Origin of the sequence: Georgenia yuyongxinii, from assembly GCF_006352065.1 — a bacterium.
Classification (GTDB): domain Bacteria; phylum Actinomycetota; class Actinomycetes; order Actinomycetales; family Actinomycetaceae; genus Georgenia; species Georgenia yuyongxinii.
This window is the reverse complement of record NZ_CP040915.1, coordinates 3,109,235-3,125,477: the sequence shown is the minus strand read 5'-3', so window position 1 is coordinate 3,125,477 and position 16,243 is coordinate 3,109,235. Positions and strand designations below refer to the sequence as shown.

General features: G+C 72.6%; 11 protein-coding genes. 8 read left to right on the top strand and 3 right to left on the bottom strand.

The window, feature by feature from the left end; all coding sequences use genetic code 11:
* Nucleotides 1-363 precede the first annotated feature (363 nt).
* Nucleotides 364-939 carry a hypothetical protein gene (locus tag FE374_RS14180; RefSeq protein ID WP_139929850.1) on the top strand — a complete coding sequence of 192 codons (576 nt, stop codon included), beginning with the start codon at nucleotides 364-366 and terminating at the stop codon, nucleotides 937-939.
* Nucleotides 940-1,064: 125 nt separating this feature from the next.
* On the opposite strand, the gene FE374_RS14175 is transcribed toward FE374_RS14180, so the two are convergent.
* Nucleotides 1,065-2,573: a glycosyltransferase family 2 protein gene (locus FE374_RS14175; protein ID WP_139929849.1), complete on the bottom strand. Its 1,509-nt coding sequence runs from the start codon at nucleotides 2,571-2,573 to the stop codon at nucleotides 1,065-1,067.
* Nucleotides 2,570-2,929, bottom strand: coding sequence for a hypothetical protein (locus tag FE374_RS14170; protein ID WP_139929848.1), 360 nt, complete (start codon nucleotides 2,927-2,929; stop codon nucleotides 2,570-2,572). Before FE374_RS14170 ends, FE374_RS14175 begins: the two co-directional genes overlap by 4 nt.
* 122 nt (nucleotides 2,930-3,051) lie before the next feature.
* Between FE374_RS14170 and FE374_RS14165 the strand changes: the two genes are divergently transcribed.
* Both FE374_RS14165 and FE374_RS14160 read left to right on the top strand, forming a co-directional pair.
* Nucleotides 3,052-5,640 carry a glycosyltransferase gene (locus FE374_RS14165; RefSeq protein WP_139929847.1) on the top strand — a complete coding sequence of 863 codons (2,589 nt, stop codon included), beginning with the start codon at nucleotides 3,052-3,054 and terminating at the stop codon, nucleotides 5,638-5,640.
* Nucleotides 5,641-8,490 (top strand): YfhO family protein, encoded by a 2,850-nt coding sequence (locus FE374_RS14160; protein ID WP_139929846.1) that lies wholly within the window; start codon nucleotides 5,641-5,643, stop codon nucleotides 8,488-8,490.
* Here FE374_RS14160 and FE374_RS14155 read toward each other — a convergent pair.
* Nucleotides 8,487-10,007 carry a hypothetical protein gene (locus tag FE374_RS14155; RefSeq protein WP_179957321.1) on the bottom strand — a complete coding sequence of 507 codons (1,521 nt, stop codon included), beginning with the start codon at nucleotides 10,005-10,007 and terminating at the stop codon, nucleotides 8,487-8,489. The genes FE374_RS14160 and FE374_RS14155 overlap by 4 nt on opposite strands.
* Nucleotides 10,008-10,225: 218 nt before the next feature.
* Between FE374_RS14155 and FE374_RS14145 the strand changes: the two genes are divergently transcribed.
* The 5 genes from FE374_RS14145 to FE374_RS19580 all read left to right on the top strand — a co-directional run bounded on the left by FE374_RS14145 (nucleotide 10,226) and on the right by FE374_RS19580 (nucleotide 16,083).
* Entirely contained in the window at nucleotides 10,226-11,371 is a 1,146-nt protein-coding gene (locus FE374_RS14145) for a glycosyltransferase family 2 protein (protein ID WP_139929844.1), read from the top strand.
* Complete coding sequence (locus tag FE374_RS14140) at nucleotides 11,368-12,546, top strand: glycosyltransferase (protein WP_139929843.1); 1,179 nt, start codon at nucleotides 11,368-11,370, stop codon at nucleotides 12,544-12,546. The genes FE374_RS14145 and FE374_RS14140 overlap by 4 nt, the downstream gene beginning before the upstream one ends.
* Nucleotides 12,546-13,568 (top strand): lysylphosphatidylglycerol synthase domain-containing protein, encoded by a 1,023-nt coding sequence (locus FE374_RS14135; protein WP_139929842.1) that lies wholly within the window; start codon nucleotides 12,546-12,548, stop codon nucleotides 13,566-13,568. Before FE374_RS14140 ends, FE374_RS14135 begins: the two co-directional genes overlap by 1 nt.
* A gap of 205 nt (nucleotides 13,569-13,773) precedes the next feature.
* Nucleotides 13,774-14,952 carry a CAP domain-containing protein gene (locus tag FE374_RS14130; protein WP_168205695.1) on the top strand — a complete coding sequence of 393 codons (1,179 nt, stop codon included), beginning with the start codon at nucleotides 13,774-13,776 and terminating at the stop codon, nucleotides 14,950-14,952.
* A 147-nt stretch (nucleotides 14,953-15,099) separates the two neighbouring features.
* Nucleotides 15,100-16,083 carry an excalibur calcium-binding domain-containing protein gene (locus tag FE374_RS19580; protein ID WP_223173546.1) on the top strand — a complete coding sequence of 328 codons (984 nt, stop codon included), beginning with the start codon at nucleotides 15,100-15,102 and terminating at the stop codon, nucleotides 16,081-16,083.
* The last annotated feature ends 160 nt before the right edge of the window (nucleotides 16,084-16,243 follow it).

The window sequence follows — 16,243 nt, the reverse complement described above, 5'->3', positions numbered from 1 at the left end:
GCAATCACCCGTGCGCAGGTCCTCGCTCTGGGGGGCTCCCCGGACTGGATCTCGCGCCAGGTCGACTCGAAGCGCTGGCAGCGGGTGTTCCCCGGGGTTTTTGTCGTGTACACCGGGCGCCTGTCATGGCACAGCCGTGCTCGGGCAGCGCTGTTGTACGCCGGGCCAGGAGCGGCACTGAGTCATGCGAGCGCCGCGTTCCACCGCGGACTGCTCGACCGACCGGGCAACGTGATCCACGTCAGTGTGACGCACAGCCGAAAGGTCAGGCGCCAGCCCGGTCTGCGCGTATGCCGCCGAAAACGGATGCCGTTGTCATGGGGGCGGCTGAGAGCCGTCAACATGATCGACACGGTGCTGGACATGGCCGATCACCAGGCCGCGGACGAGGACAGCGTCGTGAGCATCGTGTGCGGCGCGCTGCAGCACAACACCGACCTCGAGCAGCTTCGCCGTGCGGTCCACGCACGGCCCAGACTTCGCCACCGAGCGCTCCTGCGCGAGCTCCTGGAGGTGATCGCCAGGGGTGTCGAGTCCACGCTCGAGTACCGTTATCACCGCATCGAGCGTGCTCATGGTCTCCCTGTCTCGCGGCTCCAGCTGCGACAGGTGCTTGACGGTCTGTGGCTGCGCGCGGACTGCGTGTACAAGGGCCTGCTGGTCCGCGTGGAGCTCGACGGTCAGCTGGCCCACCCGTTCGGTCGCACCGACAAGGACGTCTGGCGGGACAACGCGGTGTCGATCAGCGCAAGCGAGCTGACGCTGCGCTACCGGTGGCGACACGTCGTCGTGACGCCGTGCGAGGTGGCCCGCCAGGTAGCGATCGCCTTGCGTTCGCGTGGGTGGCAGGACACGCCCAGACCATGTGGTCCCGGGTGCGCCGTGGCAGGCCTGGTGGAAGGCCCGTCTTGGCGTGCCGGGGCGCCTCGATCGGGGTAAGTCCATCAGGCAGAGCCTGACGAAGTTTCCCCGGCGCGGGCGTGGTCGAAGTTATCCCGTACCCCGGCGCGGGTCGCGAGTCGTCGCTGTGGGCGGCTCCCGCTGCCGGTGGCGGGAACCAGCCGTCAGCCCAGGCCGCGGACGTTCACATAGGGGTCAGTCAGCGTTCGCGGGTACCACCAGTCCATGGCCTGGGCCTCATCGGCAGTCTTCGTCGTGTCCCGGGTGCTCGACTCGTAGTGGTAGAGACGGGCGAACGGCGTGCAGACGATTCCCCTGCCGGAGGCGACGACCTTGAGGCAGAAGTCCACGTCGTTGTAGTTCAGCGGCAGCGCCTCGGTGAAGCCGCCGACCTCCTCGTACACCGACCGCCGCACCAGGAGGCATGCGCCGGTGACGGCGAGGTAGTCCAGGTCCACCACCTTGGACCCGAAGTGGCCGGCGTCCTCACGCTCGAAGATGTACGCGTGCCCAGCTTGCCCGGCGTTGTCGAACGTGACCCCGACATGCTGGATGCGGCCGTCCTCGAACAGGAGCTTCGCCCCGACCGCGCCCACGCCCTCCTCGGCGGCCACGGCGACCATGCGGTCCAGCCAGCGCGGCTCGAGGACCTCCGTGTCGTCGTTCAGCAGGAGCACGAGCTCGCCTGCCGCGGCGGCCACGCCGGTGTTGACCGACCGGGAGAAGTTGAACGGGCCGGCGACGGGAGCAACGTGCAGCCGTTCCCCGAGCAGCGCGGTGCAGCGCTCGAGCACGTCCTCGGGCGTGCCCTCGCTGGGCACCAGCACGATCTCCCAGGCCGGGTAGGTGGTGCGCGCGAGCAGCGAGGTCAGCAGGTTCTCGACAAGGACCCGGTCCTGACCACGCACGCGCCGCCGCCCGCCGGCCGTCGGGACGACGATGGACACCAGTGGGGTGCCGCTCTCGCGCCACACGCGGACGAAGCCGCCCGGCTCGTCCCCCTCACCGGTCAGCTCCACCGTGGCCGCCACGCCACGCCGGTCATAGCGGGCGGTGACCGCTCTCCGCCCCGCCTCGCGCGCCTCGACGTCGTCGGCCGGCGGGTTCACGCGGGCGACGCCGAGCACCGGCACGTGAACGACGTCGTCGGTCAGCTCGGTGACGCGCAGGTGCAGGTCCCACTCCCGCACGGGCGCGTGGTCGTCGCGCCAGGCACCCGCGGCGTCGAGCAGGTCACGGCGCACGAAGCACAGCCGTCCCAGGTAGGAGTAACCCTCCAGGTAGCGCGGCACCCACCGGGGCTTGATGAAGATGCCGGCGGCCCCCTCGCCCTCCCACTGCTCGTCCGTGTAGACGACGCCCGGTTCCTGAGCGCCGCCCTCACGCGCGCGGATCATGCCGGCGACGGCGGCCAGCGCACCGGGCTCGAGCCGGTCGCCCGCCTCGACGACGGCGACGAACCGGCCGGTCGTGCGTGCCACGGCGGCGTTCAACCGAGCGGCCAGAGAACCGGCGCCCTCGGTGAGCACCAGCTCCCACGGGCCGTCGCCCTGCGCCTCGAACGAGCCCTCCGTCGCGGCGACGGCGTCCTCGCGGGCGGTCCGAGGGGCGTCGTCGACCTGGTCGGTGATCGGCCCGACCGCGACCACGACGCTCAGCAGCACGGTGCTCATGCGCCGCGCAGGCGGTTGAGGACGGCGCGCGGGACACGGGCCAGGGCGGCCACGGCGCCGGCTGCCCGCCAGCGCCGGGAGCCGAGGACCTCCGTCAGCGCGGCCTGCGCCTGGTCCGCACTGGCTCGGGCCTTCTCCAGTGCTACCGACTGGTCCGTGAGCAGCTGGTGGCGCACGGTGATGGCGGCGCGGGCCTGGGTCAGGGCGGCGGTGAGCTCGGCGCAACGCTCGTGCAGGCCGTCGATCTCCAGCGCCGCGGCACGGTCCGCCTCGGCGGCGTGGGCGGCGGCGTCCTGCGGCCGCAGGTGCTCGCGCCAGTAGGCGTCCGGCGCGGGGACGGGTGGGTGGCTGGACATGCGCCCAACGCTATGGCATCGCGACCCCGGCCCCCGGAACACCCGACGCGCCCCCGGACGCCGGCATCCCGGTCGCGGTCGCGGTGCGGGCGCCATCGGACCCCGAACTACGATGCGTGACCATGCGCGTCGCCCAGGTCTCCGCCCACTTCCCGCCCAACTTCGTCAGCGGCGGCACCCTGGTCCCGCACCGCATCGCGCGGGCGGTGGCCGCCGCCGGGCACGAGAGCCTGGTCTACGCCGGCTACCTCGACGCCGCGCGCCCGCCGCTGGAGACCTGGACCGACCAGGACGACGACGTCACCGTCCGGTGGGTGGTCATCACGCCATGGACGGCCTGGGACGACCCGAAGAACACCGTCAACCCCGACGTCGAGGCCGACTTCCGGGACTGGCTCGCGCAGGTGCGCCCCGACGTCGTCCACCTGCACTCCCTGCAGACCCTCGGCGGCTCCCTCGTGCGGGCCGCCAAGGACGCCGGGGCCCAGGTGGTCGTCACGATGCACGACTTCTGGTGGTTCTGCGCCCGGCAGTTCCTCGCCACGAAGGAGCTGCGGCCCTGCTCCCTCGTGGTCAGCTGCGGCGCGTGCCCGTGCCAGGTGGACCACGCCTGGCTCGAGCAGCGCAACGCCCGCCTGGCGCCCGACCTCGCCGCCGCCGACCTCGTCCTCGCGCCCTCCGCCTCCGCCGCCCGGGTGTTCATCGCCAACGGCGTGCCCGCCGAGAAGCTGCAGGTGGACGAGAACGGCCTGGCCGAGCTCGACGCCACGGTTCCCGCCGGTGTGGTCACTGCGCCGCCCGGACCGGTCGGGTCACCCCTGCGGCTGATGTACGCCGGGGGCGCGGACCCGATGAAGGGCTTCACGATCCTGCGGACGGCGGCGCGTGAGCTCGCCGGGACCGAGGGGTGGCAGCTGGACCTGTACGGCGTGGACGAGGCTGCCGCCGGCGACGTGCCGGCGCAGGTCCGGCTGCGTCCGGCCTACCGCCCCGCGGACCTTGGGAACGTGCTCGCCGCGCACGACGTCCTCGTGCTCCCCTCGGTGGTGCGTGAGTCCCACTCCATCCTCACCCGGGAGGCGCTCGCCGCCGGGCTGGCCGTGGTGTGCTCGGACACGCTCGGCCCCGAGGAAGCGGTCGCGCACGGCCGCAACGGGCTCGTGGTGCCCGCCGCGGACGCGACCGCACTGGCCGCGGCGCTGCGCGGGATCATCGAGGAGCCGTCCCGGGTGGCGGCGATGAAGGGCGAGGGGTCGGCCACCCCGATGCGCTCGTTCGCCGACCAGGCCGCCGGGCTGATCAGCCGGTACGAGGACCTCCTCGCTGCGCCCTCGCTCCAGCCCGAGACCGACGCACGGCCCGTGCGAGCGGCCGCGGACCAGCTCATGCAGCGGATCCTCTTCGTCGTCGGCATCCAGGGAGCGCCGCTGCGCTACCGGGCGCACCTGCCCGCCGAGGCGCTGCGCGCCCTCGGCCGCCACGTCGACGTGCGGCACTACCGCGACCCCGAGCTGACCCACCTCGTGGAGGAGGCTGACGCCGTCGTCTTCTACCGGGTGCCGGCCACCGCCCAGGTGGTCGACCTGGTCGAGAAGGTGCGGGCGCGGGAGCGGCGCGTCCCGGTGCTCTTCGACGTCGACGACCTCATCTTCGACCCCTCGCTGCAGAGCCAGGTGCACGGCCTGGCCGGGCTGCCCGAGGAGGAGATCGCCCTGTGGTGGCGCGGAGTCGCCCGGTACCGCACCACCATGGAGCTGGCGGACGTGTTCATCGGCAGCACCGAGGAGCTGTGCCGGCACGCGACGGCGGTGACCGGGCTGCCCGCCCGCCGCTTCGCCAACGGCGTGGGCACCCTGCTCGCGCAGGCCAGTGACGCCGCCGTGCAGCGCGAGCGCACCCCCGGACCGTTGCGGATCGGCTACTTCTCCGGCACCACCACCCACGACGCCGACTGGGCGTACGTCGAGCCCGCCGTCCTCGAGGTCATGCGGGCCCATCCCGACGTCGAGCTCTGGCTCGGTGGCCACCTCAAGCCGACCGCCGCCCTGGAGCAGGTGGCGGGCAGGGTGCACCGGCTGCCGTTCACACCCTGGCACGAGCTGCCCGGCCTGCTGCGCGACGTGGACGTCTGCCTCGCGCCGCTGACCGAGGCCAGCCAGTTCAACGAGGCGAAGTCCGCCATCAAGTGGCTCGAGGCCGCCCTGGTGGAGACCCCGGTGGTGGCGTCCTCCACCCAGCCGTTCCGCGAGTCCGTGGACCACGGCCGCACCGGGTTCCTGGCCACGTCCCCGAGCCAGTGGCAGGAGGCGATCACGGCGCTCCTGGACGACGTCGCCCTGCGCCGCCGCATCGGCACCCAGGCGCGGCGCGAGGCGTTGCTGCGCTGGTCCCCGCACGTCCAGGGACCGGTGTACCTCGACAACCTCCTCGCCGCCGCCGAGCACGTGCGGCTGCACGGGGCGCGCCGCCCCACCGATTGGGAGCCGGTGGTCGACGACGAGCCGCTCTCCGCCGCTGACGCGTTCGTCGAGCCCTATGCCGTCCCCACCGCGGACGGGCTGCGCGCCGGCGTGCGCCGGCACCCGCTGGCCCGCCGGGCGGCGCCGCTGCTCGGCAAGGCCGCCGCCGCACGGCGGGTCTACCGCGCGGAGGGCGCCCGCGCCGTCGCCGTCCGGGCCGTGGGCGTGGCGCGCCGCCGGCTGGGACGCTGAGTGAGGTCGGGGGAGGAGCCAGACCACCGGGCGCGGGACGTCCAGCGGGCCCCCGCGCGCTGGACGGCCTGGCTGGCCCCGGTGCTGCTCGTCGTCGTGCTGCTCGGCCCCTCCCTCCTGGGCCTGCGGCTGTTCGCCGCCGGCGACCTCATCGAGCGGCGCGCGCCCTGGGCAGAGACGAGCACGGTCGAGCAGGTGGTCAACACCTGCGTCTCGGACACCATCGACGCCTCCCTCCCGCACCAGCTCGTGTACCGCGACCGGCTCGCCGCGGGGGATCCGGCACCGCTGTGGGACAACTACGCCTCGGCCGGCACGATCCTCGCCGCCGCTCCCTTCCAGGGGGTGGTCTCCCCGATCTTCCAGGCGACGCTCGCCATGCCGGATGCCGCGTTCCAGGGGTGGATGAAGCTCTTCGAGGTCGCCGCGATCCTGGCCGGCACGGTCTTGTGGGCGCGTCGGGTCGGGCTCTCCGTGCCGGCGGGCGTGGTGGGCGGCTTCCTCTACGCCACCGGCTCGTTCATGGTCATGTGGACCAACTGGCCACAGACCCGCACCGCCGCGTTCTTCCCGCTGCTGTTCTGGGCGATGGAGCGCCTCGTCCAGGACCGGACCGTGCGCTCCGCCCTGCCGCTGCCGCTCGTGGTCGCCGCGATCGTGCTGGGTGGATTCCCGGCCATCGCGGTGCACGCCGTCTACCTCGCCGCCGCCTACGCCGTCGTCCGGCTGGTGGTGCTCAACCGGACGACGGGCCGCGCCGCCCGGGGCGGTCCTTGGGAACGCTGGGGCCGTGCCCCGCTGCTCGCCGCGGGCGGGGGAGCGGTGGCGCTGCTGCTCGTCGGCTTCCAGGTGGTGCCCTGGGCGCAGCAGCTCATGGGCACCGTGGACCTCGAGCGCCGGGCGAACGCCTGGACCGCGACGATCGGGCTGGGCGAGATCCTCACCATCGCCTATCCCCAGGCCCTGGGCACGTGCCACAGCGGGGACGCACGCTGGGGCAGCTACATCCCCGTCGAGGGCATCTCGTTCGTCGGCGCCGGCGCCGTCGTGCTGTGCCTGGCCGCCGTGGTGCTGCCCGTCGGGGCATGGCTCAGCCGGGGTGTGCGCACCTTCCTCCTCGTCGGTGGCCTGGTGGCCCTCGCCGCGACCTTCCTGGGCGGACCGCTCAACTACCTCCTCCAGCTGCTGCCCCTGATGGGCGGCTCCGGCCTGCACCGCATGCGCGCCGTCGGCGGCCTCATGCTCGCCATGCTCGCCGCCGTCGGCTTCGACGCCGTCGCCCGCTCAGCCGGGCAGGGCCGCTGGTGGCGCTGGCTCGCCGTGGCGGCGGGGCCGGTCCTGCTCGGCGCCGCCGCCTGGGCGACATACTCCGTCGCACCGGGTCCGCAGGAGTGGCAGCAGGTGCGCGGCACCGTGCTGCTCGGCTTCCTCTGCGGCGCGGGCGTCGCGCTGGCCTGGGCGTGGGCGATGGCTCCGCGGGTCCGGTGGCGCGCCGTCGCCGTCGCCGCGATCCCGGTCCTGCTGGCGGTGGACGGGCTCACCTTCGCCCACGCGATGTGGCCCCGTGTGGACCCGGAGCTGGCGTACCGCGAGACCAGCACAGACGCCTTCCTGCGGGCCAACCTGGGCCGGGAACGCCTCGTCGGCGTGCACAGCGCGTACTGGGGCGGGGCCGGCCAGGTCCACGGGCTGCGTTCCCTCTCTGGGCACACCTTCACCCCGGAGGAGTGGCGTGCCCTGCTCCTCGAGGCCGATCCCGGCATGTTCGCCTCGGCGACCTCCCACTCGCTCAGCACCTTGGGCGCCCTCGAAGGCCCGGTCATGGACCGGTTCGCCGTCCGCTACGGCGTCGCCGACACCACCATGGTGCCGCTCGGGTCCTTCTGGGGCGACGGAGAGCAGGACGACGCCCGCAGCGTGGTGCTGCAGGAAGCCGTCGCCGCCCGCGTCGTGCCCGCCGGGACGCCCGTGCGCGGCGCCGTCGTCGAGCTCGTCGGATCCACCGGTGACGTCCCGGAGTCGGGGGACACCGGCCGCCTCGTCGCCCAGGCGGTTGCCGCCGACGGCCGGGTCCTCGCCGAGAGCTCGCGCCGGCTCCGGGACCACGAGACCGGCACCGTCACGGTCGCCGTCGCCGGGGAACACCTCGCCACGACGACCGAGCCCTACACGGTCACCGTGCGCGCCGAGGGTGGCGCCGACCTCGAGGTGCGCGCCGCGGGCGGGTTCCCGGACCAGCAGGGCGCGGCCTGGGCGGGCGTCATCGTGGCCCCCGACGACGGTCTGACCCTCGTGCAGACCGCGGACGCCCAGGTCTACGAGCGCGAGAGCGTACTGCCGCGCTTCCGGTGGGCGTCGGGCGCTGAGACGTGCGAGACGGCCGTGGAGTGTGCCGAGCTCATGGCCGACGTCGCGCCCACGACGGTGCTGCTGACCGGGTCGGACGCCGCCGCCCACGCCTTCGACGGGGCGCCCGCCGTCGTCCTCGTGGAACAGGACGACGACGACCTCCAGCGCGTGCGCGTCACGTCCGACGGCGCCGGGATGCTCGTGGTGGCGGACGGCTTCCAGGACGACTGGGTCGCCACCGTCGACGGCCGGGAGGTCCCGATCGTTCGTGCCGACCACGCCATGAAGGGCGTGCCGGTGCCTGCCGGCGAGCACGTGATCGACCTCGCGTACCGGCCGGTGGGCTGGGGCGTGGGTCCGTGGGTGGCCGGTGCGACGGCGCTCGCGCTCGCCGCGGCCTGGGTCTGGCTCGCCCGCCGCGACCGCAGGGCCGCCCAGCGGGACGGCGATGCCGCCCGGCGGGACGGCGATGCCGGCCAGCCGGCCGGCAGCGCCCGCTAGAAGACCGTGGCGAAGCTCAGCACGACGGCGCCCACGCTGACCACGGGCACGACGACGGACGCGACCCGCCACTGCTGGCGGTGTGCCACGAGCGCCAGCGTGATGACGGTCAGCGGGATGAGCGTGACGGCGTAGCGGGAGGAGACGATCCCGAAGTACTCCCCGCCGCGGAGGAACTCCTGGACCTGGACGAGGAGCGGGACGGCCAGCGTGCCCGCCAACGTCGCCCAGCCGGCCATCCGCTCCGGGGTGCCCTTGGCGAAGCCGACCAGGCCGAGGAGCGGGGCCGCAGTGAACAGCACAGCCAGCAGACCGACGACCGCGACCACGAGGGTCGAGGTCACGGCGGGCTGCAGGTAGTAGTTCTGCACAAGCCCGAAGGCGCTCATCAGTGTGGGTGCCCACTCGTCGAGCGGGAGCCCGTGGACGGGGGCGGTGTTCGTCCCACCGATCGGGTTCGTCCACCCCGCCGGCGTGCGGGCGCCCTGGAGCGCGCCCCACCCGAAGGCCACGAGCCCCACGGCCGCGACCACGGCGCCGGTGATCAGCAGCAGCCGGTACGCCTTGGGACGGTGCCCGGCTCGCCAGAGGCCAACCGCCCACAGCAGGAGCACCCCGGCCACCGTAAGAATGGCGACGGCGTTCATCAGCTTCGTGCTTGCCGCCAGCAGTGCCACGAGCGCCGGCAACGCCCATCCGGTGCGCCCGTCCCGCACCACGCGGGTCAGCACCCACGCGGCGCCCGCGCCGATCAGTACGGCCGGGGCGTCGTTGGTCACGGTGCTGGCGGCGTGCGCCACCCCCGGGATGCCGGCCACCAGCGCCGCGGCCGCGGCGGCGAGCCAGTGCGGCAGCCGCCACATGCGCAGCACCCCGAACAGCGCCACCAGGCCGGCGGCGAGCCACGCGCCGCCAAGCAGGCGGGCGGCCGTGGTGAACGTCAGGTCCACCGGCAGGGCGGTGATGGCGCGCGCGAGCACGCCGGTGACGGCGTAGTACACCGGCGGGTGCCAGGTGTTGTAGTTCTCGGCGTCGAACGGAAAGTCGGCGGCCGACGAGGAGGACCCGCACGCGGGCAGCAGCTGGGCGAGGTTGTCCTGCGAGCGGCACGCCCACTCCTCGCGGATCTCCGGGCTCAGGGTGTCGCCCGCGCGAGGAACCTGCCCGTGAGAGATCTTCCACGCGTAGTCCAGATGCGTGTGCTCGTCGAGCGCGGAGAGGCTGGGGCCGTTGAGCGTGCCGAGTGCGGAGACGCCGACGCTCAGGAGCACCAGGACCAGGCACCACACGGCTGTGACCGCCCAGGCCCGGCCGCCCGCGCTCCGTTGGGCCGGCGCCCCGGGGACGGCCGGCCCGGGGACGGCCGGCCCGGGGACGGCCGGCCCGGGGACGGCCGGCCCGGCGTCCTTCGCCGGCGCGGGGTCGGGCCGGGTCCCGCTCACGCGATAAGCCCTGCCGACGGGCGACGGAGGCTGCGCCGTCGTCGCCTGGAGCTCGGTTTCCTGCTGGTCCGTCATGGGGTGAAGGCTACTGTTCGCCCGTTGGCGGGCCGTCAAGCGTCACCACTCCCAGGGCCGGCCCGCTCCCGGTGTGACGCGTGCGACGACACTGTCCCGGCCACGCCGGTGCGGTCCCGACTAGACTCACGACCGTCTGTCACTGTCCCTATCCCTCGGGTCGACGGCTGCGCCGGCGGCGCGCCGAGAGCGTGCCGCACGAGGTGAGCGAGGAAAACATGAAGCTGTTCGTCCAGGTCCCCTGCCTCAACGAGGAGGAGACCCTGCCGCTGGTGCTCTCGTCGATCCCGCGGGAGATCCCCGGGATCGACTCGATCGAGATCCTCATCATCGACGACGGCTCCACCGACCGCACCATCGAGGTGGCCGAGGAGCACGGGGTGGTGCACTTCGTGCGGCATGCCCGCAACATGGGCCTCGCCCGCTCGTTCCGTGACGGCATCGACTACGCCCTGGCGCACGGGGCAGACATCGTGGTCAACACCGACGGCGACAACCAGTACCCGCAGGACCGCATTGCGGACCTCGTCCAGCCGATCATCCACGGCCAGGCGGACATCGTCATCGCCGACCGGCAAACCTCGAAGATCGCGCACTTCTCCCCGTTCAAGAAGGCCATGCAGCGGGTGGGCTCCGAGGTGGTCAACAAGGCCGCCGGCACCGCGCTGCCCGACGCCGCCTCCGGGTTCCGCGCGTACTCGAAGTCCTCGCTCATTCGGCTGAACGTCGTCACGCAGTTCAGCTACTGCATGGAGACGATCATCCAGGCGGGGAACAAGCGTCTGCGCATCGCGTCCCTGCCGATCACCACGAACCCGAAGACCCGCGAGTCCCGACTGTTCAAGAACATCTGGCAGCACATGTTCAAGTCGGGGACCGCGATCACCCGGTCCTACCTGATGTTCAAGCCGCACATGATCCTGGGGACCCTCGGCAGCGTCATGCTGGTCGCGGCGATGATCCCGTTCGTGCGGTTCTTCCTCTTCTGGCTCCAGGGGGATGCCGGCGGGCACGTGCAGTCCCTGATCTTCGGCACGGCCATGCTGGTCGGCGCGCTGCTGTGCTACGCGCTGCTGATCATCGCCGACCTGCTGCGCACCAACCGCGTGCTGCTCGAGGAGTCCCTCGAGCGGCTGAAGGAAATCCAGTACCGGCCCGCCGCCGAGGTCACGCTTCTCGAGGTCGCGCACCAGGACGGGCTGAGCCACCTTGGTCCGGTGGCCGTCGTCACCGCCGGCAACGTCGTGTCCTCGGACGGTGCCCGCAGGTCCGGGCGGCCAGTCACCATCGCCGCCCCCGCGGACGCCGTCCCGGGGGCGCGGCCGGCCACCACCGCGACGGGTGAGACGGTCGCCTCACGGTGAGAGTCCTGGCCTTCGGGACCTACGACGTCGCGAAGCATCCTCGGGTTCAGGTCCTCATCGATGGGCTGCGTGACAGCGGCGTCACGGTCGACGAGCTGAACCATCCCCTCGACCTCACCACCGCGCAGCGTGTGCAGATGCTGCGCCAGCCCTGGCGTCTTCCGGTCCTCGCTGCGCGGCTTGCCTCGCTCTGGGGGCGCCTCACCGTCGGTGCCCTCCGCCTGCGGTCCCGTACGCGCCGGACAGGTCGCCGCCCCGACGCCGTGCTCGTGGGCTATCTCGGCCACTTCGATGTGCTCCTGGCCCGAGTGCTGTTCCCACGTCGCACCATCGTGCTCGACCACCTGGTCTTCGCGGCCGACACGGCGGTCGACCGGGGCGCCGGACACGGGCTGCGCACGCGCCTGCTCGGGCGGTTGGACCGGCTGGCGATCGCCGCGGCCTCGCTGGTGGTGCTCGACACCGACGAGCACCGCGAGCTGATGCCCGAGGCAGAACGACGCAAGGCCGTCGTCGTCCCGGTGGGTGCGACGGGTGTGTGGTTCGCGGCCGCGCGCGACGGCGCGACGAGCTCGCCCGATGCCGCGGGTCCGGCGGCGGCGGCACCGCCGTCCGAGCTTGCGGCGGGCGTCCAGCTGCGTCCGCTCTCCGTGGTGTTCTTCGGCCTCTTCACACCTTTGCAGGGGGCGCCGGTGATCGGGCGCGCACTGCGGCTCCTGCACCAGCGCGGCGTCGAGGTGCGAGCGACCCTCATCGGGTCGGGCCAAGACGTGGCGGCGGTGCACCGCGACGTCGACGGCCTGCCGGAGGTGACCTGGCACACCTGGGTCGACGGCAGCCAGCTCCCGGCTGTCGTCGCACAGCACGACGTGAGCCTGGGGATCTTCGGCACGACGCCGAAGGCACTGCGCGTGGTACCGAACAAGGTCTACCAGGGCGCCGCGGCCGGGGCGGCCGTCGTCACCTCGGACACCGCCCCCCAACGGCGCGCGCTCGGTGACGCCGCCGCCTACGTGCCGGCGGGTGACGCCGAGGCGCTCGCGGACACCCTGGCCGCTTTCGCCGGAGACCCGGCACGGCTTGCCGAGCTGCGCCGTCGCGCCGCCGTGGTGGCGGCTGAGCGGTTCACCCCTCAGGCCGTGGTACGCCCGCTCGTCGCGGCGCTGGAGCGGTGATGGGACGCCTCCTCGAGCTGCTCCGGACGCGCGCCGTGCGCACGATCTTCGTCCTCCTCGCCCTCGGGGCCGCCGCGTGGGCGGTCGCGTCGCAGTGGGACGACGTCCGGGACGCGCTCGGCGCCATCCCGGGCGGCATCCTCGCCGCCACGCTGGCGCTCAGTGTCGTGTACGTGTTCTTCACGATGCTGTCCTGGCGTGCCGTGCTGCACGATCTCGGATCGCCGCTGACGGTTCGCGCGTCGTCGACAGTCTTCTTCGTCTCGCAGGTGGGCAAGTACCTGCCGGGCGGGGTGTGGAACATCGTGGCGGCGGCCGAGATGGGCGCCGACCACCAGATCCCGCGGCGGCGCTCGGTCTCCGTGATGGCGGTCTCGATCCTCGTCTCGATCGTCACCGCGCTCGCACTCGCCGCCGGGGCGGTGGCACTGGCACCGGGCGGGGTGACCGACCGGTACGGCTGGGTGGTCTGGGCACTGCCGCTCGTTCTGGTCATGCTCGTCCCGCCGGTGCTCAACCGACTGCTCAACCTCGCCCTGCGCCTGACGCGCCGGCCCCCGCTCGAGCAACCGCTCACCGCACGCGGCATCGCCGCCGCGAGCGGGTGGGCCCTGATCTCCTGGTTCCTCGCAGGGCTGCAGGTCTGGCTGCTGGCAACAGCGGTCGGGATGGAGCCGACGCCGGCCACCTACGCCCTGGCCGTGGGCGGGTATGCGCTCGCCTGGACGGTCGGGTTCCTGATCATCGTCGTCCCGGCCGGCGTGGGTGCTCGTGAGGCGGTGCTCGGTGCGATGCTGCTCGGTCAGCTCGGCGCTGGTTCCGTAGTCGTCGTCGTGCTGCTGAGCCGCGTGCTTCTGACACTTGCCGACCTGCTGCTGGGGCTCACCGGCGCGGTGCTGGCGCGACGCCGGGCCGGGGTGGAAGGTGCTGACGCTGCGTCGGGCGGCCGTGCTGGTGCGCCGGGTGGCCGTGCTGGTGCGTCTGGCGACCGTATCGGGGAAGATCCGTCAGGCCTGGCCTGACGAAAGTTCCCCAGTCCGCCAGCCAGCCAGCCCGCGCGCGAGCCGGCGCGCCAGCCAGCCAGTCCGCCCGCGTGACGGCGCTTGTCGCTGAGGGCGAGCGTCTCCCTCCGATGCCTCATCCGCGTCAGAGTGCGACCGATATCCCAGGTAGCCACTCGACGCTGCAAGGGGAGATGTGCCGCGCAGGATGTGCCTCAGGACGCTGATGGTTGCCGGTCTCGTGATGACCGGCCTGTCGACCGCTGCGCCCGCCACCGCTGCGGGGCAGGAGGTCGGCGGCAGCGGGGACACCTACTTCTTGTCGGACTCGTTCTCGGCCAAGGCGAACATCGAGTTCAGCTACGGCAGCGCCACCGACGACGTCTTCGTCGGTGACTGGGACGGCAACGGCACGGACACGCTGGCCCTGCGCCGCGGTGCGACGTTCTACATCAAGAACTCCAACGCCGGTGGAAACCCGGACCAGGTCGTGACCTACGGCCGTCCCGGCGACGTGGTGCTGGTGGGGGACTGGGACGGCAACGGCACCGACACCTTCGCGGTTCGTCGTGGCTCGGAGTACCACGTGAAGAACTCCCTCACGGGTGGTCCGGCGGATGCCAAGGCGGTATACGGCCGAGCCGGGGACGCGATTCTGGTGGGGGACTGGGACGGGGACGGCGAGGACACCTTCGCGGTGCGCCGTGGCTCGGAGTACCACGTGAAGAACTCCATCAGCGCGGGCCGGTCGGATCAGGTCGCCGTGTACGGCCGGGCGAACGACGACGTCTACGTGGGCGACTTCGACGGTGACGGGGACGACTCGTTCACCGTGCGCCGTGGCGCCACGTACTACGTCGCCAACGTGATCCGTCCTGGTTCGGCGGACCGCACGATCGTCTACGGCCGTACCACCGACACCACGTTGGTCGGGGACTGGAACGGCGACGGCACCGACACCCTGGGCCTACGGCGCGCATCCACCGTGCAGCACATCGGCGGCACGGTCTCCGGGGCCCAGGAGGCCTACGACGCCCAGATGGTCGGGCTCATCAACATCGAACGGGCCCGGCACGGCCTGCCGCCCCTCGCGTACTGGCCACCGCTACGAGGCGGCGCCCTCTCCCACTCGTCCTGGATGGCCCGGACCGACTCGTTCCAGCACGCCACTAGTCGCACCCTGTGGGACGACGCTGCCGGAGCCGGCTGCCCGAGCGGCTACGCCGAGAACATCTTCTGGTCGAGCTACTCGAGCAAGCCCGAGCTGGCGATGCAGCGGTACATGGCCTCACCCGGTCACCGCGCCAACATCCTCAACCCCGAGCTCGGCTTCGTCGCGACCGGGACGGTGGTCGTCGGCGGCGAGCTCTACAACACCCAGCGGTTCGGTTACACCTGCCGCTGAGTGTGGTTGTGGGCGCGGGCACGACCGAAGCGGGCGACTATTATCGGCAACAGGTGTCCGTACACGACTCGCTCGATCAGCGGTGATCGGAATGCGGACGCGGCGGGGCAACTGTGCCACGCAATGGGGATCGAAGGGGAACCACAGATGAGTGCACGACGCATGATCGCGGCCGCCGGGGCCGCATGCTTGACGGCGGTGCTAATCGCCGCGCCGGCCGGAGCCAAGGGCGGCGAGATCGGCGGATCCGGGAACCAGTACTTCCTGTCGGACTCGTTCTCGGCCAAGGCGAACATCGAGTTCAGCTACGGCAGCGCCACCGACGACGTCTTCGTCGGTGACTGGGACGGCAACGGCACGGACACCCTGGCGTTGCGGCGCGGTGCGACGTTCTACATCAAGAACTCCAACGCCGGTGGTAACGCGGACCAGGTGGTGACCTACGGCCGTCCTGGTGACGTGGTGCTGGTGGGGGACTGGGACGGCAACGGTTCCGACACCTTCGCGGTTCGTCGTGGCGCGGAGTACCACGTGAAGAACTCCCTCGCGGGTGGTCCGGCCGACCACCGGGCCGTGTACGGCCGCGCGGGTGACGCGATCTTGGTCGGGGACTGGGACGGGGACGGCAAGGACACCTTCGCGGTGCGTCGTGGCTCGGAGTATCACGTGAAGAACTCCATCAGCGCGGGCCGGGCGGATCAGGTCGCCGTGTACGGCCGGGCGAACGACGACGTCTACGTGGGCGACTTCGACGGTGACGGGGACGACTCGTTCACCGTGCGCCGCGGGGCGACCTACTTCGTGGCCAACGCGATCCGGCCGGGCTCGGCGGACCGGACCGTGGTCTTCGGGCGGACGACGGACACCACCTTGGTGGGCGACTGGAACGGCGACCGCACCGACACCCTCGGCATCCGCCGACCCGCGCCCCAGCCCGCGCCCGCGCCGGCCCCGGCTCCCGCGCCGAAGCCTGCCCACCGGCCGAGCTCGCCCGACCTGGACTGCCCCGACTTCCGCACGAAGGCGGAGGCGCAGGCGACGCTCGACTACTGGAAGGCACAGGGACGCGGCGACGTGCACCGACTCGACGCCGACAAGGACGGCGAAGCCTGCGAGAGCTACTTCGGCTGAGCGCTGAGCGCTGAGCGCTGGCCACCGGCGAAAGGCCACCGGCGGCCGACGACCGGCCGCTGGCCACCGGCGACCAGCCGACGGCCATCGGCGGGCGGCGGGAGGGAGCCAGCGCTCGCTCCCGCCGCCCGGACACGCCTCCCGGCGCGTCCCGTGAAAC

Coding starts and splice junctions, on each gene's coding strand:
- FE374_RS14180 (WP_139929850.1), top strand. CDS start 364: ATGGCCGATCACCAGGCCGCGGACGAGGACAGCGTCGTGAGCATCGTG.
- FE374_RS14175 (WP_139929849.1), bottom strand. CDS start 2,573: ATGAGCACCGTGCTGCTGAGCGTCGTGGTCGCGGTCGGGCCGATCACC.
- FE374_RS14170 (WP_139929848.1), bottom strand. CDS start 2,929: ATGTCCAGCCACCCACCCGTCCCCGCGCCGGACGCCTACTGGCGCGAG.
- FE374_RS14165 (WP_139929847.1), top strand. CDS start 3,052: ATGCGCGTCGCCCAGGTCTCCGCCCACTTCCCGCCCAACTTCGTCAGC.
- FE374_RS14155 (WP_179957321.1), bottom strand. CDS start 10,007: ATGACGGACCAGCAGGAAACCGAGCTCCAGGCGACGACGGCGCAGCCT.
- FE374_RS14145 (WP_139929844.1), top strand. CDS start 10,226: ATGAAGCTGTTCGTCCAGGTCCCCTGCCTCAACGAGGAGGAGACCCTG.
- FE374_RS14135 (WP_139929842.1), top strand. CDS start 12,546: ATGGGACGCCTCCTCGAGCTGCTCCGGACGCGCGCCGTGCGCACGATC.
- FE374_RS14130 (WP_168205695.1), top strand. CDS start 13,774: ATGGTTGCCGGTCTCGTGATGACCGGCCTGTCGACCGCTGCGCCCGCC.
- FE374_RS19580 (WP_223173546.1), top strand. CDS start 15,100: ATGAGTGCACGACGCATGATCGCGGCCGCCGGGGCCGCATGCTTGACG.